The organism is Rhizobium sp. C1 (assembly GCF_021026335.1).
In the GTDB taxonomy this organism is placed as follows: Bacteria; Pseudomonadota; Alphaproteobacteria; order Rhizobiales; family Rhizobiaceae; genus Ensifer_A.
Genome location: NZ_JAJNCY010000014.1, coordinates 1 through 24,394 on the forward strand (window position 1 = coordinate 1; position 24,394 = coordinate 24,394).

Annotated in this window: 26 protein-coding genes; 11 read left to right on the forward strand and 15 right to left on the reverse strand. The window is 59.1% G+C overall.

Features of this window, described 5'->3' with window-relative positions:
• From traA to LQK83_RS20810, 6 genes are all read left to right on the forward strand, one after another.
• On the forward strand, positions 1 to 2,992 hold a 2,992-nt coding region (gene traA / locus LQK83_RS20785; RefSeq protein WP_230839402.1), incomplete at its 5' end, for a Ti-type conjugative transfer relaxase TraA.
• 23 nt (positions 2,993 to 3,015) lie between these two features.
• Positions 3,016 to 3,555: a conjugative transfer signal peptidase TraF gene (gene traF / locus LQK83_RS20790; RefSeq protein ID WP_230839403.1), complete on the forward strand. Its 540-nt coding sequence runs from the start codon at positions 3,016 to 3,018 to the stop codon at positions 3,553 to 3,555.
• The gene (locus LQK83_RS20795) at positions 3,545 to 4,708 is read left to right on the forward strand and encodes a conjugal transfer protein TraB (RefSeq protein ID WP_230839404.1); all 1,164 of its coding nucleotides are present in this window, start codon (positions 3,545 to 3,547) and stop codon (positions 4,706 to 4,708) included. Before traF ends, LQK83_RS20795 begins: the two co-directional genes overlap by 11 nt.
• A 16-nt stretch (positions 4,709 to 4,724) precedes the next feature.
• Positions 4,725 to 5,339 carry a TraH family protein gene (locus LQK83_RS20800; protein ID WP_230839405.1) on the forward strand — a complete coding sequence of 205 codons (615 nt, stop codon included), beginning with the start codon at positions 4,725 to 4,727 and terminating at the stop codon, positions 5,337 to 5,339.
• A 270-nt stretch (positions 5,340 to 5,609) separates the two neighbouring features.
• Positions 5,610 to 6,026 (forward strand): DUF6088 family protein, encoded by a 417-nt coding sequence (locus LQK83_RS20805; RefSeq protein ID WP_230839406.1) that lies wholly within the window; start codon positions 5,610 to 5,612, stop codon positions 6,024 to 6,026.
• Positions 6,016 to 6,927 (forward strand): nucleotidyl transferase AbiEii/AbiGii toxin family protein, encoded by a 912-nt coding sequence (locus tag LQK83_RS20810; protein WP_230839407.1) that lies wholly within the window; start codon positions 6,016 to 6,018, stop codon positions 6,925 to 6,927. The genes LQK83_RS20805 and LQK83_RS20810 overlap by 11 nt, the downstream gene beginning before the upstream one ends.
• 12 nt (positions 6,928 to 6,939) lie before the next feature.
• Here LQK83_RS20810 and LQK83_RS20815 read toward each other — a convergent pair whose 3' ends face one another.
• Entirely contained in the window at positions 6,940 to 7,152 is a 213-nt protein-coding gene (locus LQK83_RS20815; protein ID WP_230839408.1) for a helix-turn-helix domain-containing protein, read from the reverse strand.
• Positions 7,153 to 7,351: 199 nt separating this feature from the next.
• On the opposite strand from LQK83_RS20815, the gene LQK83_RS20820 reads away from it, so the two are divergent.
• Positions 7,352 to 7,669, forward strand: a complete 318-nt coding sequence (locus LQK83_RS20820) for a transcriptional repressor TraM (RefSeq protein ID WP_230839409.1) — start codon at positions 7,352 to 7,354, stop codon at positions 7,667 to 7,669.
• On the opposite strand, the gene LQK83_RS20825 is transcribed toward LQK83_RS20820, so the two are convergent.
• The 14 genes from LQK83_RS20825 to LQK83_RS20890 form a co-directional block, all read right to left on the reverse strand.
• Positions 7,662 to 8,375: an autoinducer binding domain-containing protein gene (locus LQK83_RS20825; protein ID WP_230839410.1), complete on the reverse strand. Its 714-nt coding sequence runs from the start codon at positions 8,373 to 8,375 to the stop codon at positions 7,662 to 7,664. The two genes, LQK83_RS20820 and LQK83_RS20825, sit on opposite strands and share 8 nt — an antisense overlap.
• 322 nt (positions 8,376 to 8,697) lie before the next feature.
• Positions 8,698 to 8,919 carry a hypothetical protein gene (locus tag LQK83_RS20830; RefSeq protein WP_230839411.1) on the reverse strand — a complete coding sequence of 74 codons (222 nt, stop codon included), beginning with the start codon at positions 8,917 to 8,919 and terminating at the stop codon, positions 8,698 to 8,700.
• A 97-nt stretch (positions 8,920 to 9,016) separates the two neighbouring features.
• Positions 9,017 to 10,318 (reverse strand): IncP-type conjugal transfer protein TrbI, encoded by a 1,302-nt coding sequence (gene trbI / locus LQK83_RS20835; protein WP_230839412.1) that lies wholly within the window; start codon positions 10,316 to 10,318, stop codon positions 9,017 to 9,019.
• Between the two features lie 12 nt (positions 10,319 to 10,330).
• A complete protein-coding gene (gene trbH, locus LQK83_RS20840) occupies positions 10,331 to 10,768 on the reverse strand; it encodes a conjugal transfer protein TrbH (RefSeq protein ID WP_230839413.1) in 438 nt (145 codons plus the stop codon).
• A 3-nt stretch (positions 10,769 to 10,771) separates the two neighbouring features.
• Positions 10,772 to 11,584, reverse strand: coding sequence for a P-type conjugative transfer protein TrbG (gene trbG, locus LQK83_RS20845; RefSeq protein WP_230839414.1), 813 nt, complete (start codon positions 11,582 to 11,584; stop codon positions 10,772 to 10,774).
• A gap of 17 nt (positions 11,585 to 11,601) precedes the next feature.
• Positions 11,602 to 12,264, reverse strand: a complete 663-nt coding sequence (locus LQK83_RS20850; RefSeq protein WP_230839415.1) for a conjugal transfer protein TrbF — start codon at positions 12,262 to 12,264, stop codon at positions 11,602 to 11,604.
• Between the two features lie 24 nt (positions 12,265 to 12,288).
• A complete protein-coding gene (gene trbL, locus LQK83_RS20855) occupies positions 12,289 to 13,467 on the reverse strand; it encodes a P-type conjugative transfer protein TrbL (protein ID WP_230839416.1) in 1,179 nt (392 codons plus the stop codon).
• 4 nt (positions 13,468 to 13,471) lie between these two features.
• The gene (gene trbK / locus LQK83_RS20860; protein WP_230839417.1) at positions 13,472 to 13,648 is read right to left on the reverse strand and encodes an entry exclusion protein TrbK; all 177 of its coding nucleotides are present in this window, start codon (positions 13,646 to 13,648) and stop codon (positions 13,472 to 13,474) included.
• Positions 13,642 to 14,445 (reverse strand): P-type conjugative transfer protein TrbJ, encoded by an 804-nt coding sequence (trbJ, locus tag LQK83_RS20865; RefSeq protein WP_230839418.1) that lies wholly within the window; start codon positions 14,443 to 14,445, stop codon positions 13,642 to 13,644. Before trbJ ends, trbK begins: the two co-directional genes overlap by 7 nt.
• A complete protein-coding gene (locus LQK83_RS20870) occupies positions 14,417 to 16,873 on the reverse strand; it encodes a conjugal transfer protein TrbE (RefSeq protein ID WP_230839419.1) in 2,457 nt (818 codons plus the stop codon). The genes trbJ and LQK83_RS20870 overlap by 29 nt, the downstream gene beginning before the upstream one ends.
• A 9-nt stretch (positions 16,874 to 16,882) precedes the next feature.
• Positions 16,883 to 17,182, reverse strand: coding sequence for a conjugal transfer protein TrbD (locus LQK83_RS20875; protein ID WP_209192031.1), 300 nt, complete (start codon positions 17,180 to 17,182; stop codon positions 16,883 to 16,885).
• Complete coding sequence (locus LQK83_RS20880; protein WP_230839420.1) at positions 17,175 to 17,558, reverse strand: TrbC/VirB2 family protein; 384 nt, start codon at positions 17,556 to 17,558, stop codon at positions 17,175 to 17,177. Before LQK83_RS20880 ends, LQK83_RS20875 begins: the two co-directional genes overlap by 8 nt.
• Complete coding sequence (gene trbB, locus LQK83_RS20885) at positions 17,548 to 18,525, reverse strand: P-type conjugative transfer ATPase TrbB (protein ID WP_230839421.1); 978 nt, start codon at positions 18,523 to 18,525, stop codon at positions 17,548 to 17,550. Before trbB ends, LQK83_RS20880 begins: the two co-directional genes overlap by 11 nt.
• Positions 18,526 to 18,537: 12 nt before the next feature.
• Positions 18,538 to 19,161, reverse strand: a complete 624-nt coding sequence (locus LQK83_RS20890) for an acyl-homoserine-lactone synthase (protein ID WP_230839422.1) — start codon at positions 19,159 to 19,161, stop codon at positions 18,538 to 18,540.
• 381 nt (positions 19,162 to 19,542) lie between these two features.
• Here LQK83_RS20890 and repA point away from each other — a divergent pair, with 381 nt between their 5' ends.
• From repA to LQK83_RS20910, 4 genes are all read left to right on the forward strand, one after another.
• Positions 19,543 to 20,739, forward strand: a complete 1,197-nt coding sequence (gene repA, locus LQK83_RS20895) for a plasmid partitioning protein RepA (protein WP_230839423.1) — start codon at positions 19,543 to 19,545, stop codon at positions 20,737 to 20,739.
• Between the two features lie 123 nt (positions 20,740 to 20,862).
• On the forward strand, positions 20,863 to 21,819 hold the full coding sequence (gene repB / locus LQK83_RS20900) for a plasmid partitioning protein RepB (protein WP_230839424.1): 957 nt from the start codon (positions 20,863 to 20,865) through the stop codon (positions 21,817 to 21,819).
• Positions 21,820 to 21,992: 173 nt separating this feature from the next.
• Complete coding sequence (repC, locus tag LQK83_RS20905) at positions 21,993 to 23,210, forward strand: plasmid replication protein RepC (protein ID WP_230839425.1); 1,218 nt, start codon at positions 21,993 to 21,995, stop codon at positions 23,208 to 23,210.
• A 101-nt stretch (positions 23,211 to 23,311) separates the two neighbouring features.
• On the forward strand, positions 23,312 to 24,265 hold the full coding sequence (locus tag LQK83_RS20910) for a hypothetical protein (protein WP_230839426.1): 954 nt from the start codon (positions 23,312 to 23,314) through the stop codon (positions 24,263 to 24,265).
• Positions 24,266 to 24,394 lie beyond the last annotated feature (129 nt).

Consider the following 24,394-nt stretch of genomic DNA (forward strand, 5'->3'; position numbering starts at 1 on the left):
GGCTGAGCAGAATATCGCGCTCGTGCGGGATTTCGTCGACCGGCACATCACGTCGAAGGGCATGGTGGCCGACTGGGTCTATCATGACGCGCCGGGCAATCCTCATGTCCATCTCATGACGACCTTGCGGCCGCTGAACGAAGATGGCTTCGGCGCCAAGAAAGTCGCCGTGCTCGGGCCAGACGGCAAGCCGATCCGCAACGACGCCGGCAAGATCGTCTACGAACTCTGGGCGGGAAGCATCGACGATTTCAACGCGTTTCGCGACGGCTGGTTTGCTTGCCAGAACCGGCATCTGGCGCTGGCCGGTCTCGACCTTCGCGTCGATGGCCGATCGTTTGAGAAGCAGGGGATCAATCTCGAACCGACCATCCACCTGGGTGTCGGCACCAAAGCGATCGAACGGAAATCCGATGGTGCCTCGAAGCCATTGGAGCTTGAGCGCATCGAACTGCAGGACGCGCGGAGAGCAGAGAACGCGAAACGGATCGACCGGAGTCCGAAACTCGTCATCGACATGATCATGCGCGAGAAGAGCGTGTTCGACGAGCGTGATGTCGCCAAGATCCTGCATCGTTACATCGACGATCCTGCCCTGTTCCAAAGCCTCATGGTGCGGATCATCCTGCACCCCGATACGCTTCGCCTTGAGCGCGAGCGGATCGACCTTGCCAGCGGCTCCCGGGTTCCGGCCAAATACACCACACGCGAAATGATCCGGCTGGAAGCGGAGATGGCCAATCGCGCCATCTGGCTGTCGCAACGATCGTCACATGGTGTGCGGGACACAGTGCTGGCCGCGACATTCGAGCGCCATGAGCGCCTGTCGGACGAGCAGAAAACGGCGATCGAGCATGTGGCGGGAGCCGAGCGGATTGCGGCCGTGATCGGCCGCGCCGGCGCCGGCAAGACGACGATGATGAAGGCGGCACGCGAAGCCTGGGAAGCGGCAGGATATCGGGTCGTGGGTGCAGCACTTGCCGGCAAGGCTGCCGAGGGCTTGGAGAAGGAAGCCGGGATCGTCTCGCGCACATTGTCGTCCTGGGAGCTCCGCTGGAATGAGGGGCTGAACCAGCTCGACAGCAAGACGGTCTTCGTCCTTGACGAAGCCGGCATGGTGTCGTCGCGGCAGATGGCGTTGTTCGTTGAAGCGGTGACGAGGGCCGGCGCAAAGCTGGTTCTCATCGGCGATCCCGAACAGCTCCAGCCGATCGAAGCTGGCGCTGCCTTTCGCGCCGTTGCCGATCGCATCGGCTACGCGGAACTCGAAACCATCTATCGACAACGCCAGCAATGGATGCGCGATGCCTCGCTCGACCTGGCGCGCGGCAAGGTCGGCAAGGCAGTCGATGCCTACCGAGCCAATGGCAAGGTAGTCGGATCGGATCTGAAGGCCGAGGCCGTCGACAACCTGATCACGGCTTGGGACCGCGATTACGATCCAGCGAAGACGTCGTTGATCCTCGCTCATCTGCGCCGGGACGTGCGCATGCTGAACCAGATGGCCCGCATTAAGCTGATCGAACGCGGGGTTCTCGGCGAAGGGGCCATGTTCAAGACCGCGGACGGCGAGCGCAATTTCGCGGTCGGCGACCAGATCGTATTCCTCAAGAATGAAGGCTCGCTCGGGGTCAAGAACGGCATGTTGGCCAAGGTCGTTGAGACCGGGCGGGGCCGCATCATGGCACAGGTCGGCGATGGCGAGCATGCGCGCCAGGTGCTGGTCGAACAACGCTTCTACAATAACCTCGATCATGGTTATGCCACGACCATCCACAAGAGCCAGGGCGCCACGGTCGACCGGGTGAAGGTTCTCGCGTCGCTGTCGCTCGATCGACATCTGACCTACGTTGCGATGACGCGCCATCGTGAGGACCTTGCCGTCTATTACGGGCGTAGATCTTTCGCGAAGAACGGTGGGTTGATCCCGATCCTGTCGCGACGAAATGCGAAGGAAACGACTCTCGACTACGAGAAAAGCGCCTTCTATCGCCAGGCGCTTCGTTTTGCTGAAGCGCGCGGCCTCAATCTCGTCAACGTGGCCCGCACGCTCCTGCGTGACCGGCTGGAATGGCTCGTCAGTCAGAAGCAAAAACTTGCCAATCTTGGTGTCCGCCTTGCGGCCGTTGCCGGCAGGCTCGGGCTCGTCCTTGGCATCCCGCAATCCCCAAATCGAACCAGCACCAAGGAGGCCAAGCCGATGGTTACAGGTATCACCACCTTTGCCAAATCGATCGATCAGGCGATCGAGGACAAGGTCGCCGCCGATCCCGGATTGAAGAAGCAGTGGGAGGAAGTCTCGACCCGTTTCCACCTCGTCTACGCGCAGCCGGAAAGCGCGTTCAAGGCGATCAATGTCGATGCGATGCTGAAAGACGAGACTGCCGCAAAATCCACGCTGGCGACGATCGGATCGAACCCTGAACACTTCGGTGCGCTGAAGGGCAAGACCGGTATGTTCGCCAGCCGCGCCGAGAAGCAGGAGCGAGAGAAGGCTGAGACCAACGCGCCGGCGCTGGCCCGCAATCTCGAGCGCTATCTGCGCCAGCGTGCCGAAGCCGAGCGCAAGTTCGAGGTCGAGGAACGCGCCGTTCGTCTGAAGGTGTCGATCGATATTCCGGCGCTCTCGGCAAACGCAAAGCAGACCCTCGAACGAGTGCGCGATGCGATCGACCGGAACGACCTGCCGGCCGGTCTCGAATATGCGCTTGCCGATAAGATGGTGAAGGCCGAGCTCGAAGGTTTCGCCAAGGCTGTATCGGAGCGTTTCGGCGAGCGGACCTTACTGCCTTTGGCTGCCAAGGACTCCAACGGGCAGACCTTCAATGCGGTCACGTCAGGGATGACGGCCGGACAAAAGGCCGAGGTGCAATCGGCATGGAATTCGATGCGGACGGTGCAGCAGCTGGCCGCGCATGAGCGCACCACGGAGGCGTTGAAACAGGCGGAAACCCTGCGCCAGACAAAGAGCCAGGGGCTCTCCCTGAAATGACGGCGCAAGTGTGTGGACGTGAGATGGGACGTGCTCAGCGATCGAATGCCGTCGTGCTCTTGGTAGTGGCGACAACCATCGTTGGGGGCAGCGTTGCTGCAGCCATCATCGGCGGCTACCGCATCAACCTGACTCCGAGCGAACCCCTCGGCCTCTGGCGCATAGTCGCACTCGATCGTCCGGCATCGGCTGGCGACCTCGTCTTCATTTGCCCGCCGCAAACCCCTGTCATGCATGAGGCGCGAGAGCGTGGCTATCTCCGATCAGGAACCTGCCCGAGCGCGGTCGCGCCACTCATCAAGACGGTAATCGCCGTCGCCGGGCAACAAGTCGAAATCAGCACCAGCGTAACGGTCGATGGACGTCCGGTTCCATTTTCCGATCTGATTACACGGGACGGCAAGGGTCGGCCGATGAAGCCTTATCGCGGCGGCATCGTGCCGAAGGAGAGTGTCTTTCTCCATTCACCGTTCCGGGGTTCCTATGACTCCCGCTATTTCGGCCCCCTACCCACATCCGGCATCCTCGGCCTGGCACAACCGGTGCTCACCCATGCGCCGTGAGCAGCTCCAGCCAACCGCATTGATTACCGTTTCAATCGTTGCCGGAACGGTGGGATGGAGTGGCCAGGTGCTGCTTCTGCCGGTCGCGTTCGCGTTTCCAGTTCTTTGGGCGCTTTCTCGAACGAGGCGGATGGCTGCGGTTGTCTCAACCGGCTATTTCCTGGCGGCATCTCGGGGATTGCCACAGGGAGTTGCCAACTTCTATTCGTCGGACCTCTGGCCTGGTTTATTGCTCTGGCTCTGTGCGTCCACCGGCTTCGTCATCGTGCATACGGTCCTCTGGACGAAGAAGGCGGGTGCTCGTCCGTGTCGCTATCTTCTGGCAGCGGTTCTGATGGCCATTCCGCCATTCGGCATCACCGGCTGGGCTCATCCGGTCACCGCCGCGGGCGTACTGTTTCCAGGGTGGGGATGGTGGGGGCTGGTCGCCGTGACAGCCGGCCTCGTGGGCCTCGTAACCCGCATGTGGCCAGCTGTCGCGATTGTCCTGGCAGGCTTTTGGATCTGGTCCGCCACAACCTGGGACGAACCGAAACTACTGGAATCCTGGCAGGGGGTCGACCTCGAAATGGGAGCATCGCTGGGACGCGACGCCAGCATGCAGCGCCACCGTGATCTGATTGCCACGGTGACGGATCGGAAAGCCGGCGGCGCCCGCACCGTTGTACTTCCGGAAAGTTCCCTTGGCTTCTGGACACCCACCGTCGAGCGGCTCTGGGTAAAAGCGCTGCAGGGGAGTGACGTCACCGTCATCGCCGGCGCCACCGTGATCGATGCGGGCGGATACGACAACGTTCTGGTCGCGCTCTCTCGTAACGGTGCCCGCGTCATTTATCGCGAGCGGATGCCGGTCCCAGGCTCGATGTGGCAGCCTTGGCGCGCCCTGTTCAGTCAGAGCGGTGGCGCGCGGGCCCATTTCTTCGCAAACCCAGCTGTGGCCGCCGCCGACGCTCAGGTCGCACCGCTGATCTGCTACGAGCAGCTGATCGTCTGGCCCGTCCTGCAGTCCATGCTGCAGGAGCCGGACACTATTGTCGCCGTCGGCAACGGCTGGTGGACCAATGGTACATCCATCGTCGCTATCCAACGCGCCAATGCGGAAGCCTGGGCGCGTTTGTTCGATAAGCCCCTCCTGATTTCCTTCAACACCTGAATGCGATGGAGACCTCATGCTCGACGCTGCCCTGATCCAACAATGCGCCGACCCCTCACTGAAGCCCGCGATCGTCGAACAGTTCGTGACTGCCGCGGGCTCGAACGATCCGCTGGCCGTCACGGTCAAATCGGGTGGCAGATTGATCCTCGTTCCGAAAGCGACGACGCCGGACGAGGCAATGGCGAAGGTCCGCCGGTTTGTCGGCCAGGCGGTGGTGCGTGTCGGCCTGACCCAGTTCCCGGCGGGTGTCGGCGTCAAGGACGCGTCCGAACTGAAACCCGATCTCGTCGATCCTTGCGAAAACCTCCGCAAGGGAACGGCGATGTTCGCAAAAGTCCTGCGGATTGTCGCCAAGTGGTACGGCAACCCGAATAGTGACGATGTCTTCCCCCAGATCTTCGAAGATGCTGTCTACGCCTGGAAGACCGGCGAGTTCGAGGGCGCGAGCGTTTTCCAGGCGGAAGATCCGGGCGGCCCAGTCGTCAACCAGCGTGAGCTCATCGACACCGGGGGGACTGATGCTGCGGCCGAAGAAGCTTCTCCACCGACCGACGTCGAGCCGCAGAACGAGAAGCTAGTCGGATCAGCGGAGATGCGGATCGATCTTTCGAGGATCGGAGGAAAATGAGCAATATCGAGGAGACTATTCCTTCGGAAACCAATCGTCACTTCGATGACGCCTCAGCCATATCTGCAGCTCCTGCCATACGGCAGACGGCCTGAACAGCTCTCGTCAGGCAGAACTCGTTTGCGGCCAGCGGATGTGGAGGCAGAAAAGGCCGCTCAGGGTGGAGCGGTTAGACGGCCCGAAGGGCGTCCGAAGTCTTCGCCGACCTCTTGTCTAGTGTCGGGTTTTTGCATATATTGCGTGTCGGGTGTTTGCAGAAAGAAGTTGACCATGCACCAGCCAAAGACATTGAAGCAGAGAATCCAGAACCGGGTCGCCAGAACGAAGAAGACCGACGTCTTTCTTCCGCGGGATTTCGCTGATCTCAGTGGCGAGGACCAGGTTTTGCGCGCTCTCAGGTCCCTGGTTCACGACGGGGCTCTGATGCGGCTGGGTTACGGTGTCTACGCTCGCGCGATACGCTCCCGTATCTCCGGCCGGCTCATGGTCGCTAGTTCCAACGGCTTCCACAGCGCGGCACTTCAGGCACTTAACAAACTTGGTGTGCCTTGGGAGCAGAGCGAGAGCACCAAAGCCTATAATGAAGGCCGTTCCACTCAGATCCCAGTCAACCCCACAGTTAAAGTCAAGGCGCGTTTCAACCGACGGCTATCCGATGGCCGCACGGAGCTTCGCGTTGAACGATAAGCCGGACCAGAAAACTCTTCTGGAAGTACAGGAATATTTTGGCCTTCCTTCGCCGGCTCTGGTCGAGAAGGACTGGTTTGTCGTTCGAGCCTTGGCTGCGATACACGATATCCAGGTCGATGGGCTGACACTGGCGTTCGGGGGCGGAACGGCGCTGGGGCGCGCCTATCGCCTGCTCGAACGGATGTCTGAGGACATCGACCTGCGCATCATCGGAGAAAAGGCCAATTCGCGCGGCGCGCTCAAGCGTCTGCGCGGCGAGGTGAACGATCGGCTTCAGGCGGCCGGTTTCACGGTAGAAGGCCATTACGCCGTCAAGCAAAGCGACCGATATGTCCGGTACGATCTGCCCTATGAACCCATTGCAAAAGGAGAGGGCGTTTTGCGCCCGGAGATCAAGATTGAAATCTCCGCTTTTCCCATTTGTACATCCCCCGAAACGCGTTCGGTCTCATCCTTTATCGCTGAAGCCAAAGGCGCTAGTGCTGAGGCAGCGGACGTCGCGTGCGTGAGACTGGTTGAAACCGCGGCGGACAAGTTCGTTGCGCTCGGGCGCCGAGCCGGTTTTGCTTTATCCGGACTGGGAGACCTCGATCCCACCCTCGTTCGTCACGTCTACGACTTGTTACGCATGGACGGACACTATGATGCGGACGAGGCGGCCGCTATCGCTCTCCAAACGATGAAGGCTGAAGCGGAAGGGCGTGCTGACGATTATCCTGCCTACAAGGAAGACCCAAGGGCTGAAACCCTTCGCACTTTCGATCTCATGCACAAGGATACGAAGTTCGCTGAAGGTTACGCAAAGTTGCTCGGCGACATGGTCTATGGCGAAAAACCTGATTTTGGATCCGCTTTCGAAGCAGTGCAACGCTTCGCCGATCGGGTCCGGAGTGCCTAAATTCCTTCTCGGCTAGCGTGACTTCGTCAGAAGCTCCGCCGGCTCGACACCCAACGCTTCGGAAATCTGGCCGAGGACCGTGAGGGTTGCGGACATCTCTGCGCGTTCGATGGCGCCGATATGGCGTGCGCTCAAGCCCGTGCGGTGCGCCAGCTCCTCCTGCGTCAGTTTCTTGCCATGACGTATTCGACGCAAGTTGGCCGCCATGACCTCGTTGAGATCCATGACGTGAGCGGAACCTGAATCGGAACTATTGTTCTAGGAACTATAGTTCCGATTCGACATGGACTGTGATATTGGGCGGCAATCGTTTTTCGACCGCCTTGCAATGTTGGTCGTATGATAGTCTCTAGCGCGGGCCGCGCGGTGCGGCACCAATGGCATCGTTTCAAGTGGTGAGGGAATGGGGTTCGAGGAAAAGCGAATGAACGATGCGGAGTCCTCTAAGACCGAAAGAAACGAGCGTGATTCGCGGTTCTGTTCGATGCCGAAGGAAGCGTTGGAGGAACTGGCGGTGTCGGCAATACACGAACACCGCCGGCTGCTCGCCGCGGATGAGGCTGTCTACGAGGAGTGGACTCGTGCGAGCGGCGATCCCTCGGTTTCCAGCGACGTGCTGGCAAACCTGCAGGACGAGTACGTTGCCCGACAGAAGAAATCCGAAGCGCAACAGGAAGAGCTGTCGCAGATCATCGACGCCCTTGGCTACATCCCCGACGTCCCATTGGATGACGCTAATTAGAGCTTAGTAACCCGCGATCTTTCGCGATTCCCACAAGCTGCGGCACCGATTCAGCGCCAAGCTTGGCACGAGCTTTGTCAAGGTAATGCTGCACGGTCCTGGGATTGAGGCCTGTCACAGCGGCAGTTTCAAGTGTATTTTTTCCTTTCATCGCCCATGTCAGGCACAGCATCTCGCGTGGTGAGAGCGCCTGCTTTGGATTGATCGCAGTTTTGGCAGCAATCATCTTCAATCGATAATGGATCATCATCACCAATTGAACCGCTCTCTTCGAGTCGAAAGCAGCAGGGACGTCCACGTCCTTTTCGGAGGATGCAAAGGTCAACATCATCGATGCACCGTAACCTCCTTCCACAGGGATTGTCATGCCGCAGCGGATCCCGTGGTCGATGGCCTCGTCGCGAAACTTTCTGAGCGGTGACGAGCCGCGGGCCGGCCAATCCTCCGCGGTCCAGAAGAAAACGTCCCGCTTGCGCTTCGCTTCCGTTACCACGGGATCGATGCTGGAATAGTCGGCCGAGAGATAAACACCCTCCCATGGTTTGGGATAGGAGTTGAATGTCCTGATCTGGGCGCCCTCTTTTTCGAGATAAGCAAACCGTTCATATCCGCAGGCACGCGTGAACTGCCTGAGGGCTCCATTGATCGTCGCCTCGTCTTGCGCGACTTCCAGCATATCAACGAGCGAGCGAAATTCTCCGTCCACGAACGCTTCTCCTATATTCTTGACCCGTAAAGCGATCCCTTATTTGCCAGCCGAGACCGCAACCGAAGGTGCTGGATTGATGCAAATCAGTCCCTCTTGCCGTGTATGTTACCACTAGCCATAAAGGGGGAGCTTTCAAGGCTCGTCGCCTCAAAAGATGACAAATCAAGAAAAGTTTTTGCGCTCCAAGGAGTAGTTCCCCGTGGAAACCATGCTCTGACGCGAGCGCTATTTACTGAAAAGAACGCGATAGTGGCCTTGCCCATATAAGAGACGCAGAGCCCTAAATCCTAAAACCGCGAGCGCTCCTCAACGCACAAGGTCACTTGGCGTCGCGCCGGTCCCTTTCGGCTCTGATCGCTTTGATGATACGCCAGTTAATTCCCGGTTCGCGTAGCATCTGGATATCGTCAATGTCATCGAAATCCGAGAGCCGGGTGAAAAACGCATTTCGAAGGCGCAAGACGAACTGCTTCGGCAAAGCGGTGTTTTCCAGAAGGTCAGGATCGTCATCCGGCAAATCGCTAAAATCCATTTCTGTCATCGCCTAGCCTTTCGTGCGTTGAACAGGACCATCCGGCACCATTTCTACAACCGGCGCAACGCGCAGATCTGCACCTCCTGCGGACTTGATGATTCCTTTAATTTTTGCGGTAAGCGGACGGAAAAATGATGTCCTGGTCGACGAGGACGTTGAACTTATAGCCGGGACGAATCTGGATCGTCGGCTGCACATTCAGGTTCTTCGAGATGGTTTGCTCCGCGACGCGACCGAAGCTTTCCGCAAAATTCCGCCGGGCTGCATCGGACGCCGTGTCCTGCGTTGCCAGCGTCGAACTCTCCGGCATCGACATGTCGATCCCGGTTCCGATCAGCGCGACGAGCGCCGCGGAACTCCACGTGCGCCAGAGATGCCGATCGACCTTGTCCTTGAAGCCGCCATAGCCTTCGGCATCCGTGCCGGCCATGCCGCCGATCTGCAGTGTCGAGCCGTTCGGGAAGATGAGGTCGGTCCAGACGACGAGGACGCGCTCCTGGCCGAACGACACCTTGGAATCGTAGCGCCCGAACAGCTTTGAGCCCTGCGGTATAAGCAACCGATAGCCGGTGGCGCTGTCATATACATTCTGGCTGACCTGCGCGGTGATCCTGCCCGGCAAATCTGAATTCAGGCCCGTGATCAAGGTGGCCGGAATGACCGAGCCGCGTTTCAGCTCATAAGGCGAAAACTGGGGAACGACCTTGTTCGGAAGATAGCCGAGGTCCTTGATGTCCTGATTGAAGAAATCCTCCTTCGAGGTCTGAGTATTCGGGTCGGCGTTCTGGCCCATAAGGCCGGATTTCATGGCGGCGGCGTAGAGGTCCGAGGCATTGTTGGCTGTCGCAGTCGTCGTCTGCCGGCCCGTGTCTGTGGAATTGTTGGCGGCTTTTTCGACATCGGAAATATCCACCTTCAATGGCGAGTCCAAAGCCGTTGCCCGCGCCTGCAGCCGGGCCATGCGCTGGCGTTGGGCCTCGCGGATATATTGTTCATCCTGCTCGCGCTTCAGACGGGCTTTCCATTCCTCCTCGGATTCGAGCTTCGGCCGCCGTTCTTCCCTCTCCGTGGGCCGGCGCTCGACAACAGGTGTTTCCTTCTCGACCTTCTGTTCGACGGCGGGCGTTGGCTGAAACGCTTCACGTTCCACCGGTTCGCCGATAATGCCGTCGGTGATGCCGCGTTTGAGTTGGTCTCCGAAGTTGGTTGCGGGCGTATTCGAAGCGCTGTGGAGATCGGTGTTCCGATTGAAGGGGAGCCCGCGCCACGACAGTCCGATCACGACCACGCCGACGAACAGCGCGATGATGACGATGGCGATGATGATCGGCAGCCGATTGAGACGGCGCATGCCCTTCTGATCGTCAGCTTGATTGGATGTGCCGAGCTGGAGCGATTGGACCATACTCGCCTCCCCTCAATTCCGCTGCATGATCGAGAGCGGGCTTGCCGGCGTCGCGCCGGCCGCCGATGTCGAATAGGCCCGCCCAAGGGCGACGGACGGCGTCGAGAGCTGTGCGAGCATCTGACCGTCGACGCCATCGACCGAATAGGCGAGCTCGACCGGTTTGACATCCTTTCCAGCCTTGCCGTCGGTTATGACCGTGTAGCCCCATCCTTTCAGCGCCGCCTCGAGCGCCGCAGCAAAGTCGGACGAGTCCTTTTCCATTTTGAGCGTTGTCGTGGCGGCTGGACCGATCTGCTCGGCAAGCCGGCTCGCCATGTCGCCGGCGATGGCGCTTGCGGCTGTGCCGGTGACGGCGACCGGGGTCGAACTGGTGGTCAATCCGTCCTCGGCCGTCTGGCAGCCTGAAAGCAGGGTGGCGGTGATCATGATGATGAGAAGCTTGCGCATGGTTCAGCCTCCCCGCCGAATGGTAATTTTCTGCTGGCGCCAGCCGACGCCGGAGACGAGGATTGCCTTGTCGACCGCATAGTCGACGATCATCATGTTGCGCTGCATCCGATAGTTGACGATACGATTCTGGCCGCCTGAAACGACGAAAAGCACGGGCGCATCCTGGCTCGATACTGATTTCGAGAATTGAATGTAGGTTTTCACGCCATCCGAATAGACCCGCTTCGGCTTCCAGGGCGCGCTCCCGCTCACCGAGTAGGAGAAGTTCAGTTTGTCGGGTGCCGTCCCGGGAGTTCCGCCTGTCTCGAGCCGGGAATTGATATCGGCGAGCTTGGTCGACACATCCTCCGGGTACTCGAAGCCGACGCGGGCCATATACTGGCTCGGATGAGACTTGAGCTGGATGTGATAGGTGCGGCGTGATGTCGTGACCACCATCGAAGTGACGAGACCCGGCTCCGATGGCTTGACGATCAGATGGATTGCCTGCCCGCCCGTGGCGCCCGAGGTCGCCGGTTCGACTTTCCATCTGACAGTGTCGCCGACCAGAACGTCGCGGACAATCTCGCCACCCTGCAGTTCGATATCGCAGACCTGCAGGGGCGAGCAGACGACGGATGGCTGTGTTTCGCCGAAGAGGAAGACGACCTTGCCATCGGGGCCGGTCGTCACCAGTCCTGGCGTCCCGCGCCATTTCCTCGAGATGTTCGTTCCCTTCACCTCATTGTTTGTCATGCTCTGTGCTTCGGCGCCGCTCGCGAGGACGAGCGTGGCCAAGCAGCCGGCGGCTGCGATCAATCCTGTTCTGTGCATTGAGAAATCTCCTGCCCTTAAAGCTGCGCTGTCCAGTCGAAATCCCGGACATAAAGGCCGATCGGATTGAGGCGAATGGTCGCCTCATCCTGCGGTGCGGTGAGCGTGACCGTCGCGATGCCGCGGAACCGGCGCGTGCCGATCTCCTTGCCCTTGCGGTCGCGTTCGTACTCGGTCCAGTCGATCTGATAGGTCTGGTTCGAGAGTGCGACGATGTTGTTGACCTCGATGGCGACTGTCGACGACTTCGCCTTCTCGAACGGCGAGTTGCTCCGGAACCAGTCATTGATCTTTTGCGTCGACGGATCCGAGGTGCGGAGAAGCGCGTAGGTTCGGTCGATATATTGCTTCTGCACCACGGCATCCGGCGTAATCGAACGGAAGCTGGTGACGAAGTTGCCGAGCGTGGCGCGCACCACCCTGACATCGGCATATTCGATCTGTTCGGGGAACCCTGACGTCACCGAGGTTCCAAGCTTGTCGACCTGGACGATGTAAGGCACCAATTTGACCTGAGTGCTCAGGTACATCGAATAGCTAAAGCCGATGACCGCCATTGTCAGACCGAGGATGCCGACAATGCGCCATGCGTTGGCGGCCTTTACGTAAGAGCCGTATCGTTCATTCCATTCCTGGCGTGCGGCGAGGTACGGGTTTTCAGGGGCGCGGTTCGCTGCCATCGATCCATCACTTTCTGATTGCGGTTAGTCTTTGCGTTCGGGAGGTGCCTTTGGTCCGCTATGCCCGCTACGCGCCTGGTCGAGCTTGGCGTTGGCAAGACCGAGGATCGAACCTGCATAAGCGCCGGGAGAACCGATGGCCTTCTCCTTGGCGGCCGAGCCTGCCGCATGTCCGGCCGATCCGATGCCAGCTCCGATCCCGCGAAGCATTGCGCCGGCGACAGACGACCCTGCAGCCCGCGCGCTTTGAGCTGCCGCGAACCCCGCGCCTGCCGCACCAACTGCGAGGAAACTGGCGCCGGTGGCGAAGGAGGCGGCCTGGCCACCGTGCCGGATTGCTTCCATTCCGCCCGAGACAGAAGCTCCCTGCACGACGCCCTGCATGATGTTCGGGACGTAGATGGCGACAATGAAGACGACGACCGCAATGCCGGCGATCGCAAGTGCCGTCTGGAATTGGTCTCCAATGTCAGGTTCGTTTGCCAATCCGATCAGGACTTCCGATCCGATGCGCGAGATCATCACAAGCGCCATGAGCTTCATTCCGACCGAGAATGCGTAGACTAGGTATCGGACGGCGAAGTCCTTCGTATAGGAGGAACCGCCAAGGCCGAGCATGATCATGCCGGCGAGCAGGCCGATATACATTTCGACCATGACTGACACAAAAATCGCTGCAACGAGCGAGAATGAGATGACCACGACGACCATTGCAAAAGCAGCGGAGATCGCCAGCGCATTGTCCTCAAAAAGACCGAACTGAATCTTTTCCGACATCTTCGTTGCGACGGCGAGTCCGGCATTGAAGACGTCGGCTGGTGACGCGGTCCCGCCACCAGCGCCAATCTGGAACAGGCTGTCGACTACCGCCTTGGCGAAGGTAGGCCCCTGCGCCAACACGAAGGCGAAGAAGCCGACGAACATGATCCGCCGGACAAGCTCGGCGAACCAGCTATCAAGCGATGCGGCCTGTAGTGCCAGCCAGACGGCGGCGATGCCGATTTCTATCGTCGCCAGGATCCAGAATAACGATTTCGCCGCATCCATAACCGTGGTTTCCCACCCCTTCGCGGCCGTGGTGATCTGGCTCTGCAATGAGGTTAAGACCGAGCCTTCCTGGGCGAAGGCTGGCTGGGCCGCCAGTGCGCAGAAGGTCGCAAGCAGCATCGCTGCCCTGAACCGTTGAAAAGATATCCCCGTCATCTGCTCACCACTCGACCTTCATTTTCTCGCCGCCTGAGGTCGGATACTTCTTGGAGGTGCCAAAGAACTGTTCGCGGCGCTCCTGCGCAGCCCGATTTTCGGAGATGAGCAGCCAGATGCCGGTGCTGCCGGCCGCCACGACGGCCGCGAGTGTGAGGAGGATCAGTTTCGTTCTCACCATTCCACCTTCATTTTCTCGCCGCCGGACGTGGACGGGGCCGTCGCGCTGAAGAATTTCTCACGCCGCGCCTGGGCCAGGTCCTTGTCGGTTTGTTCGGTCTGAAGCCAGGTTCCCATCATGGTCATCTGCTGGGAGACGAGGCCGCGCAGCTTCTGCATCTGTGCGACCTGTTGCGCCGCGATCTGATGACCGACCTGCAGAGCCTTCATCTGCCCGTCGGCTGTCTCCGACATCGACCGAAGCGAGGACATCGTGCCTTCCTCGCTGTCGAACTGGTCGGCCGTCAGGCTCGCCGCCTTCAATGTGCTGGCGATCGTGTCCCGGTTGGTATCGGACCACGTCTGGTAGCTGGAGGAAAAGCTTGTCGCGTTCGGCAGGTTGGTCCTGAGGCTTGAATAGCTCTGGAAGCGCTGCTGCAGCACATCATCGGCATTGCCCATCGAAAACGAAATGCTCTGGCCGTGGTCGATGATGCTGCGCAACTGATTGAGGTCGCTTTCGACCTGCCCCCACATATGCGACGGAAGGGTCGCCGTGTTCTGCAGTATGTTCTGGTAGATATTCAGCTGTGTTTCGATCTGTTGCGCGAGTTGACTGATCTGGGTGAGCTGGTTCTGGATTTGCTCGCCGGATTTACCGACCAAGGCAACCAGTTCGCCATTATTGAGGACCTGCGTCCACTCGGTCGCTGCACCTGTAGCAGTGCCTGCTACCGCAGGCTTTACGGCGCCGATCGTCACGACGATCGACGCCAAGCTGGCGAGCAGCCTATTCGAAGTTGAGCAGCGATGCGGCATCCTGAACTCCTCTCATTTGTAGCCAGTGGATCGGCCAGTCGCGGCCGTGTTCGGAGCTGAGCGTGCGAATGCGCTTCAGGTCTTCCTTGCCCGATGCGCCGACGAAGCTCAGCGCAACGGGACCGAGCGCCATATCGAACAGCCGCCGGCCTTCGGGCGTGACCACGTAATACTCGCGCTTGGGGATCGCGTTCGAAACGATCTCGATCTGTCGCTCGTTGAAGCCGATCCGTTCGTAGAATTCGCGCGTCCCAGGTTCCCTTGCGGCACCGTTCGGCAAGCAGATTTTCGTCGGGCAGGATTCTTTCAGCACGTCGATGATGCCGGATCGCTCGGCGTCTGAGATGGATTGCGTCGCCAATACGACGGCGCAATTTGCCTTGCGCAGCACTTTGAGCCACTCGCGAATCTTGCTGCGGAACACCGGATGACCGAGCATCAGCCAGGCCTCGTCCAACACGATCAGACTGGGGGAACCGTCGAGACGTTTTTCGATCCGCCGAAAGAGATAAGTCAGCACGGGCACGAGATTGCGCTCGCCCATGTTCATCAGGTGCTCTATCTCGAAGGTCTGGAACGCACCGAGCGAGAGACCGTCCCGTTCCGCGTCGAGAAGCTGGCCCATCGGGCCATCGACCGTGTAGTGGTGAAGCGCGTCCTTGATTTCGCGCATCTGCACGCCGCTGACAAAGTCCGACAGGGACCGTCCAACCGCGCTCGCCATCAATCCGATCTGGCGCGAGATCGCGTTGCGATGATCAGGGGTGATGGCAACACCCTGCAGGGCGACCAGCATTTCGATCCATTCGGTCGCCCAGGCGCGATCTGCGTCGCTCGCGAGATCCGATAGCGGGCAGAAGGCCAGCGCCTTTGCCTCTTCTTGGGCCTCGCCACCGATCTCATAGTGATCGCCGCCGGCGGCGAGCGTCAGCGGCAGGAGCGAGTTCCCCTTGTCGAAGGCGAAGATCTGGGCGCGTTGATAGCGCCGGAACTGCGCTGCGATCAGTGCCAGCAGCGTCGACTTGCCCGAACCGGTCGGCCCGAAAATCAGCGTGTGACCGACATCGTCGACATGGAGGTTCAGTCGGAACGGCGTCGAACCACTTGCCACCTGCATCAGTGGCGGCGAGTTCGGTGGATAGAACGGGCAAGTCGCAACCGGGCTGCCGGACCAGACGGAGTTGAGCGGGATGAGATCGGCAAGATTGCTGGTGTTGATCAGCGGTTCGCGGATATTGCAGTACCAGTTACCGGGGAGGCTGCCGAGATAAGCATCGGTGGCGTTGAGCGTTTCAATCCGCGCTCCGAAACCTTCCGCCTGGATCAGCCGGCGGATGGCCTCGGCCTTCTCCTGCAGTGCCTCCCGGTCATGATCAAACAGGACGATGACCGGGGTATAGTAACCGTATGCGACAAGTTGCGAGGATGCTTGCGCGATGGCGTCTTCGGTCTCGGCAACCATGGTCATGGCATCCTGGTCGACCGACCGACTCTGCGTCTGGAACAATTGATCGAAGAATGGCCGCACCTTCTGCTGCCACTTCTTTCGGGTGCGTTCGAGTTTCTGCCGCGCCTCTTCCGCGTCGAGAAAGATGAAGCGCGAAGACCAACGATAGGTGAGCGGCATCAGATCGAGGCTGTTCAGGATCCCCGGCCAGCTCTCTGCCGGTAATCCATCGATCGCCACAACAGCGAGAAAGCGGTTCTCGACCTTCGGCGTCAGCCCGTGCTCGAGTTCGGCCGTGGCGATCCAGTCGAGATACATTGGCGCATCCGGCAGCCGGATCGGATGGTTCTCGCCGGTGATGCAGAAGCGGACGAACTGCAGCAACTCGTCATAGCGGGCGGCCCGCTCCCCTCCCCTCTCGGCGACCTCGCGCGTCTCCATGCGCCGGATCGAAAGGGTGTTGGCAAAATACTGCTCGATCTCGCGCACAGCGTTCTTGAAGATGAAGAGGACCGTGTCGGCATAGGTCTTCTTGCGGCTCTCCTCGTCCGAGTAAATGTATTTGCTGAGAGCGGTTTTCTTCGACTCCGGTGGCCGAAAGGTGAGGACGAGCGCGTGCTTGCTCTCGAAATGCCCCTGCTCGCGCCCGAAATGCGTCCGCCGCTCGGCGTCGATCGCGCGCGTGACGGCATCGGGAAAGTGGCAGCGATCGTCAGACGGATAGTCGAATGTCGGGATGCGAACGGCTTCGACCTGGATTATCCAGCCGCTCCCTAGCCGTGACAGGATCGTATTGATCTGCCGCGACAGCTCGTTGCGCTCCAGATCTGTAGCGCTTTCGGAGTCAGGTCCCGCAAAATACCAGCCGGCCATCAGGCTTCCGTCTTTCAACAAAAGGACACCATTGTCGACGAGGCCGGCATAGGGGACGAGATCCGCAAAGGATGGGCCGGTGGCCCGGAAGCGTTTCAGAGCAACCATGCGTTCCCCTCAATACCGGCGCCAGGGCGAAGAGGTCGCCTTGTAGTAATGCTTGTACGAGACATGGCGGACATAGACCTGTCGCATCAGCGGGTCCGCCTTTGCCATCATCCTCAAAAGCCCGACGACGACGATCCAGACGGCAACGCCGAAGAGCGCGGAATAGATCGTCAGGACGACGAAGATGAGGATGACTGCGGCAAGACCGGTAATCAGCACTAGTTCCCGGTCCGCGCCCATCAGCAGGTTCGGACGCGACAGCGCCCGATGAATGCGGTTGCGTTGTAGGCCAGACAGGGACTCAGCCATGAGCCCCCTCCCCTTCTCCGCTTGGATTGATTGAGGTGGTTTGCTCGTTGGGTAGTCCGATCGAGGCACCGGTCGCGCCAAAAAGGCCGACGATGTTTGTGGCGCCAAGCAGGATGCCAGCGACGAGCACGATGTACATCAGCCGTCGCGCGAAATCGTTGAGTTCGCCGCCGAAGATTAGCATGCCGCCGGCGATTGCGACGGCTGCAAGCGCAATGGCGCCGGCGACTGGTCCGGTGATCGATTCCTGGATCTGCTGCAGCGGCCCTTCCCATGGAAGACTGCCGCCGGAACTGGCGAGCGCCGGCGAGACTGAGGCAAGAGCGATGGGTGCCGCAAGGAGTGTGACGGCGATGAATGCGTTTCTACGCGACATGGCGCGCCTCCTGTTCTTCCGTAAGCTGGTCGGATTCGATTTCGTATTGGCCGCCCGCAAAGCGCTCGACCTGGATGACGTCGCGAACACGCCGCCCACGTGGGGTCCGCTCGATCGAGACGACGAGATCGACCGCTTCCCCGATCACTTCATGCATCGGCTGCTGGCTGGCTTCGGCGGTTAGCTGCTCAAGGCGGCGTAGCGCCGACATTGCGGTGTTGGAATGGATAGTGGCCACCCCTCCGGGATGGCCCGTGTTCCATGCTTTCAGCAGCGTGAGCGCGGCGCCATCGCGGACCTCGCCGACCACGATCCGGTCCGGACGCAGGCGCATGGTACTCTTGAGGAGCCGCGCCATGTCGACGGTATCGCTGGTATGAAGAAGAACGGCGTTCTCGGCGGCGCACTGGATCTCGGCGGTGTCTTCCAGGATGACGAGGCGGTCTTCCGGGGCAGACTTAACGATTTCATCGATGACGGCATTCGCGAGGGTTGTCTTGCCCGACCCGGTGCCCCCGGAGATGATGATATTGAGCCGCGCTGAAATCGCGCTACGAATGGTCGAGGCCTGATGTTCGGTCATCACGCCGGAGCGAACGTAGTCATCGAGCGGGATCAGGCGCGAGGCACGGCGGCGAATGGTGAAGGCCGGCTTGGCGACGACAGGAGGCAAGAGCCCTTCGAAGCGGTGGCCGCCGATCGGCAGCTCTCCGGAGATGATTGGCTGTTCGGTATCGACCTCGGACTGAAGAGCATGCGCTACCGTTCCGATCACCATTTCGGCGGCCGCAGGGGACATCTCGCCGGCCGGCGCCACGCCGTGGCCGAGCCGTTCGATAAAGAGCTTTCCATCCGGATTGAGCATGATTTCGACAACGGTTGAGTCGTCCAGCGCGACGCAAAGCTGATCACCGAGCGCCTCCTGGAGTTTGCGGACAAGTCGAGGATGAGAGCGAAGCTGGTTCACGGCGTTTCTTCCTTACGCTGCTTGGTTGACGGAGCTGAGTTCGGAACGGTACTTGGCAGGCCGGAGCCGTAGGAAGATGTCGGCATTCGCGGGAAGGATCCCAGCGACAGCCATGGTCACCCCGATCTTTTTCGGCTCCGCCAGCCGCTGCAGGGGCCAGCCGACACGGGCGAGGATCCGCTCGAACCGGAGGTCGGTTACCGTGACGATCTCCGTGTAGCCGTTCGCCATGCACCACTCGATGATGCCCGCGAACATGGTCAGGGTCGCCTCATGGACGGAGCCGTCTCCCCTGCCCTCCCCGAGGGTCGTATCGACGCAGAAGCGGGAGCTCTCGATCATCGCGGTGTGTGCATTCAGCTGGCCATTCGGAAGAAGCGACGGAAAGATGCTCGTCACCATCGTCGCGCCAAGTGCCGGGAGTAGCCTTGCGCAACCGGTCACAGTCCCATCGTCGGAAATTGCGAGGATGTAGCTCGGTAGAAGAGCGTCGAAGGCGTCCGCCTCTTGGTCGTCGACGACCTTAACCTCCCAGCCCAGGCGCTCGGCGAAAACGCGTGCACGCAACTGATGATGGCGGTGGAGAAGCTGAGCTTCGTAAACATTTCGCGGTTGGGAAATCGCGAGAATCTGCATGAATTTCTCCGTCGTCGTTGGTCGGCGGGGAAATCAGCACAGATGAGAATCGGGCGGTAGTTGTAGGATCCTACAAATCCGAGTCGGCGTGAGTCGCAACGTTCAGGCGCTTCGAGGTCGGCCGTGCCAGGGTTAGCAACAACTTTGGTATGTAGGATTCGCCCTAGAACGGACGCTGAACAACGTAGGCCAATGGACGCTACTAACTAACAGGATTCGTTGGAAGTTTCAGCAAGAACGTCGGGCCTTCACGTACAACCATCCGGTATTTGTTAAGTGTTTGTTAACCTTAAATCTCTTGCCAAGCACGCTGGAATCGGGTGTTCTATCCACGGCAAATTGCTGTGTTTACGAAATTTACCGTGTGTACGAGAGGACGTCGTGGAGAATCCCGTTCAGCTTCAGAAAGCTATCCATAAACTGATAGCGGCGCATGCGCGAGATCTCTCGGGTGCGTTACACGAGCATCGCGTGAAGCTTTATCCGCCTGAAGCTCGCAAAACACTCCGGTCATTCTCCTCGACTGAGGCGGCGAAGCTAATTGGCGTAAACGATGGCTATCTCCGTCATCTCTCGCTCGAAGGCAAAGGACCGCAGCCAGAAATCGGCAATAACAACCGCCGTTCTTACTCCGTTGAAACCATCCAGGCTCTTCGCGAATACCTTGACGAGAACGGAAAGGGCGACCGTCGCTATTCACCAAGGCGAACGGGAAGGGAGCATTTACAGGTCATAACAGCCGTCAATTTTAAAGGCGGGTCCGGGAAGACGACGACTGCAGCACACCTCGCACAATACCTCGCGCTCAAGGGCTACAGGGTTCTTGCCATCGACCTCGACCCCCAGGCCAGTATGTCGGCTCTTCACGGCTTCCAGCCAGAGTTCGACGTGGGAGACAACGAAACGCTCTATGGGGCCGTCAGATATGATAGCGAGCGTCGATCGCTGAAGGAGGTCATCAAGAAGACCTATTTCACCAACCTCGACCTCGTGCCTGGCAATCTCGAGCTCATGGAATTTGAGCATGATACCGCTAAAGTTCTCGGTTCGAATGATCGGAAGAACATCTTCTTCACCCGCATGGACGATGCTATCTCGTCGGTGGCCAACGACTATGACGTCGTTGTGGTGGATTGCCCGCCGCAGCTTGGCTTCCTCACGATTTCGGCCCTGTGTGCTGCAACTGCCGTTCTAGTGACGGTCCACCCACAGATGCTGGACGTCATGTCGATGTGCCAGTTCCTGCTCATGACCTCCGAACTTCTAAGCGTCGTCGCGGATGCTGGCGGCAGCATGCACTACGACTGGATGCGTTATCTCGTGACCCGCTATGAGCCCGGCGATGGCCCGCAGAACCAGATGGTTTCGTTCATGCGGACTATGTTTGGCGATCATGTTCTCAATCACCCCATGCTCAAGAGCACCGCGATCTCCGACGCGGGCATCACGAAGCAAACCCTTTACGAGGTCAGCCGCGATCAGTTCACGAGGGCCACGTACGATCGGGCGATGGAGTCGCTCGATAGTGTGAACAACGAAATAGAGCAGTTGATCCAAACATCGTGGGGCCGAAAGTGATGTCGACGGTAACCCCAATTTGCTGCCGCATTGTTGGAAAGTTGCCAGCCGGAAACTTTGTGGCCAACGGCCTGGAAATGCTAGGTGGTTTCGCTCTTTCAGCGGCGAAAAGAGGAGCAACAAATGGCTAGAAAACACCTCCTCTCCGATCTCGCCGGCCCCAGGTCCCATGGCGGAGACGCGGATACCTCCGCCCAGGAAAACATCACGCCGCAATACGCCCCCCGCGGGGCAATTGGCGCGGTTTCGCGCTCCATCGAACTGTTGAAATCCCAGTCGTTGACGGACCTTGATCCTGATCTCATCGATGCGCCGGCCGTTACCGATCGCCTCGATGAGGACGGGGAGCAGTTCGAGGAATTCGCTCGGAACATTCGGGAAAACGGACAGCAGGTTCCCATCCTCGTTCGACCCCACCCATCCATCGAAGGCCGGTATCAAATCGCCTATGGGCGTCGACGGCTCCGCGCGGTCAAGGCGGCGGGGCTTCAGATCAAAGCGGCCGTCAGGAATATGACTGACGACGAACTGGTTTTGGCTCAGGGTCAGGAGAATAGCGCTCGACAAGATTTATCGTTCATCGAGCGCGCGCTTTACGCCGCTGAACTCGAAGCAAAAGGATTTCAGCGGTCGGTTATCATGAGCGCGCTCGCCGTCGACAAGAGCAATCTGTCGCGCCTGATCCAGGCGGCGACGCAGCTGCCGACGGATATTATCCGCGGGATCGGTGCGGCTCCTAAAACTGGTCGGGACCGTTGGGGCGAGCTTGCCGCACGGTTGGGCGATAATGGGGCCGTCGCGAAGGCGCGGGTCGTTGTGTCTGATGACGAAGTGAAGGCCCTCCCCTCGGACGAACGCTTTGCGCGTGTCTTCGAAGCGGTAGCGCCGAAAAAGGCGAAGAAGGAAAAGGTCCAGGCACAAGTTTGGCAGGCCGACGATGGCGTCAAAGCTGCGACTTTCCGCCAGGACAAACGCACACTGACGTTGATGATCGACAAAAAGGCGGCTCCGGAATTCGGGGACTACCTGTTGTCGGTGCTCCCTGAAATCTACGCGTCGTTCAAGAAAACGAAGCAGTAGGTCGAACGAAACGAGGAAAGGATCAATAGAGCAAAGAAAAAGCCCTCCGAAACGGTGTTCCAGAAGGCCTCTCTCAGTTTGGTCGCTTAGAGAATCGCACTTCCCGGAATCACAGTCAAGAGTCAACGCCATACCGGCGTAGCCTTTTCTTTGCCCTGTGAAAGGTGAAGGACATGGAAACGGGATATATCACGACGCCCTTCGGGCGGCGGCCGATGACGCTTGCCTTGGTGAAGCGTCAGGTAAAGACTGATCAGGAGATTTCAGAACGCCCAGTCGATAAGTGGCGCGTATTTCGCGATGTCGGCGATGCGCGCTCACGCCTTGGACTTCAGGATCGGGCTTTGGCCGTCTTAAATGCTCTCTTGTCATTTTACCCTGACGCGGAGCTAAGCAGCGATAAGAACCTTATCGTCTTTCCCTCAAATGCTCAGCTGTCAGCCCGAGCAAATGGAATTGCCGGGACGACTCTACGCAAGTGCCTCAGCGCTCTCGTAGAGGCCGGCATTATCATTCGTAAGGATAGCCCAAATGGAAAGCGCTATGCTCGCAAGGGCGATGAGGGCGACATTGAGGATGCGTACGGGTTCAGCCTAGCGCCGCTTCTCGCACGCGCCCGCGAATTTGCTGCCCTCGCCCAGGAAGTCGCCGCCGAACAGCGACGTTTCCGCGTCATAAAGGATCGTCTCACGATCATCAGGCGGGATGTCCGAAAGTTGATATCGGTTGGGATCGAAGAAAACCTAGCGGGCGATTGGGCAGCAGCGGAAGCCTGTTTTATCGAGATCGTCGGAAGATTCGCTCGGCGCCCAACTCTGCAGGACTTAATGGCCAGCCTCGACGAGATGAGCCTCCTCCACGACGAAGTTTCCAGAATGTTGGAAACAAAGGAAGAAACCAAAAAAAGCGATGGCAATGCCATCGTAGACGGATGCCACATACAGAATTCAAATACCGAATCTCTCTATGAATTTGAACCTCGCTTCGAAATGAAGCAGGGCGAAAAGTCCGAGCCAAACAAACAAGTGAAGCAGAAAGGCGAACCCGAGGTCTTCCCGTTGTCGATGGTGCTGCGGGCCTGCCCTGAAATTGTGCCGTTCGGGCCGGGTGGATCAATCGGAAGCTGGCGCGAAATGATGTCAGCCGCAGTGACAGTTCGGTCCATGCTGGGCGTGAGCCCATCGGCTTACGAAGAAGCGTGCGAAGTCCTGGGGCAGGAGGGAGCGGCGATCGCGGTTGCTTGCATCCATGAGCGGGCAGCGCATATCAATTCGGCCGGCGGCTACCTTCGAGATCTTACCGCGAAGGCGCGACGAGGGGAGTTTTCACTCGGGCCAATGCTATTCGCGCAATTGAGAACACACATGCGGCCCGCTAGAGCATCGGCGTAAGATAATGGTATTTTACTCGATTTAAGGCTAAGCCTCTGATAAAACGTGGAAAATTGAATAGTTTCCGGCTGGCAACTTTATGACCTGGAGCGGCGATGACAATGGATAATCCGACGCGTGCCACTGACGCGGTAATTGCTGTGATCGACAAAGCCGTCGAGCACGGGCGCCGCCAGCGAGCGAAGGCGCAAAGAATGAAGGCGAAGGCGCGGGCTAACGCAGCCGCATATGAGATTGCGATTGTGAGCTTCATCGATGTGCTCGGGTTTCGAGCCATGCTGGGCGCCCGGTCACCTCATGAGATTCACGACATCATCCTCTCGCTAAGAGAATTCTCGATGCCGGAAGAGGAGCCCGCGCGTCGGATGAAGGATGTGAGGCTCTCAAGTCGGGCATTCGCAGAATCCGTCTCGGACGCTGTCGTCCGAGTACGGGTCTTCGACACACAGTATTCCGATGGCGCGTTTTTTCATGAGCTGGTTGACCTGCTTCACGTTCAGATCCAATGCATAAATCACGGTGTACTCATCCGGGCCGGTCTCGCAATAGGTAGCATCCATGTCGGCTTAAATGGGAGCGGTCCGGTGTTTGGCCCTGCGATGGTTCGCGCTTATGAGATCGAAAGCGGGGAAGCCATCTATCCCCGCATTGTGATCGACGATCCCGCCTACGAGCAATTCCTGTCGGACGCGCGACTTCACAACGAAAATCATGATCCGGAAGAAGAGATGGAATACGTGAACAGTCTTCTTCGCACAGGAGAGGATGGGACGCGATTCATCGACTATCTAGGCGCGAGTGAAAGTGAATTTGACACATTTGAGGGCTATCTGAGGTTCGTGGAGCGTCATGCTACGCTCATTCGTGAGAACCTCGCCGCCTCTCATCGGCCGACAGTTCGAAGGAAGTATGTCTGGCTCGCGCGATACCACAACGAGGTCGTTGCCCAGATTCGCAGGAAGTTTGAAGTAGGAGAGCTTTCTACGGACAGCTTTCGTGCCGTATTCGAGAGAGACGCGAATGAAATGTTGGCCGAACTGCTCGTGCGCTACTAATTGCGGCCAGATCGCCCAAGAGCGACTTTTCGTTGTCGGCAGACTTCGTTTTCTCAAAAGGGTGGATGTCCGTTCTTGCACCAGCGATCGGTGAAGCCTGTGGGCCGGGCGAGATGTTGCGACTGTTCA

Coding starts and splice junctions, on each gene's coding strand:
- traF (WP_230839403.1), top strand. CDS start 3,016: ATGGGACGTGCTCAGCGATCGAATGCCGTCGTGCTCTTGGTAGTGGCG.
- LQK83_RS20795 (WP_230839404.1), top strand. CDS start 3,545: ATGCGCCGTGAGCAGCTCCAGCCAACCGCATTGATTACCGTTTCAATC.
- LQK83_RS20800 (WP_230839405.1), top strand. CDS start 4,725: ATGCTCGACGCTGCCCTGATCCAACAATGCGCCGACCCCTCACTGAAG.
- LQK83_RS20805 (WP_230839406.1), top strand. CDS start 5,610: ATGCACCAGCCAAAGACATTGAAGCAGAGAATCCAGAACCGGGTCGCC.
- LQK83_RS20815 (WP_230839408.1), bottom strand. CDS start 7,152: ATGGATCTCAACGAGGTCATGGCGGCCAACTTGCGTCGAATACGTCAT.
- LQK83_RS20820 (WP_230839409.1), top strand. CDS start 7,352: ATGAACGATGCGGAGTCCTCTAAGACCGAAAGAAACGAGCGTGATTCG.
- LQK83_RS20830 (WP_230839411.1), bottom strand. CDS start 8,919: ATGACAGAAATGGATTTTAGCGATTTGCCGGATGACGATCCTGACCTT.
- trbI (WP_230839412.1), bottom strand. CDS start 10,318: ATGGTCCAATCGCTCCAGCTCGGCACATCCAATCAAGCTGACGATCAG.
- trbH (WP_230839413.1), bottom strand. CDS start 10,768: ATGCGCAAGCTTCTCATCATCATGATCACCGCCACCCTGCTTTCAGGC.
- trbG (WP_230839414.1), bottom strand. CDS start 11,584: ATGCACAGAACAGGATTGATCGCAGCCGCCGGCTGCTTGGCCACGCTC.
- LQK83_RS20850 (WP_230839415.1), bottom strand. CDS start 12,264: ATGGCAGCGAACCGCGCCCCTGAAAACCCGTACCTCGCCGCACGCCAG.
- trbL (WP_230839416.1), bottom strand. CDS start 13,467: ATGACGGGGATATCTTTTCAACGGTTCAGGGCAGCGATGCTGCTTGCG.
- trbK (WP_230839417.1), bottom strand. CDS start 13,648: ATGGTGAGAACGAAACTGATCCTCCTCACACTCGCGGCCGTCGTGGCG.
- trbJ (WP_230839418.1), bottom strand. CDS start 14,445: ATGCCGCATCGCTGCTCAACTTCGAATAGGCTGCTCGCCAGCTTGGCG.
- LQK83_RS20870 (WP_230839419.1), bottom strand. CDS start 16,873: ATGGTTGCTCTGAAACGCTTCCGGGCCACCGGCCCATCCTTTGCGGAT.
- LQK83_RS20875 (WP_209192031.1), bottom strand. CDS start 17,182: ATGGCTGAGTCCCTGTCTGGCCTACAACGCAACCGCATTCATCGGGCG.
- LQK83_RS20880 (WP_230839420.1), bottom strand. CDS start 17,558: ATGTCGCGTAGAAACGCATTCATCGCCGTCACACTCCTTGCGGCACCC.
- LQK83_RS20890 (WP_230839422.1), bottom strand. CDS start 19,161: ATGCAGATTCTCGCGATTTCCCAACCGCGAAATGTTTACGAAGCTCAG.
- repB (WP_230839424.1), top strand. CDS start 20,863: ATGGCTAGAAAACACCTCCTCTCCGATCTCGCCGGCCCCAGGTCCCAT.
- repC (WP_230839425.1), top strand. CDS start 21,993: ATGGAAACGGGATATATCACGACGCCCTTCGGGCGGCGGCCGATGACG.
- LQK83_RS20910 (WP_230839426.1), top strand. CDS start 23,312: ATGGATAATCCGACGCGTGCCACTGACGCGGTAATTGCTGTGATCGAC.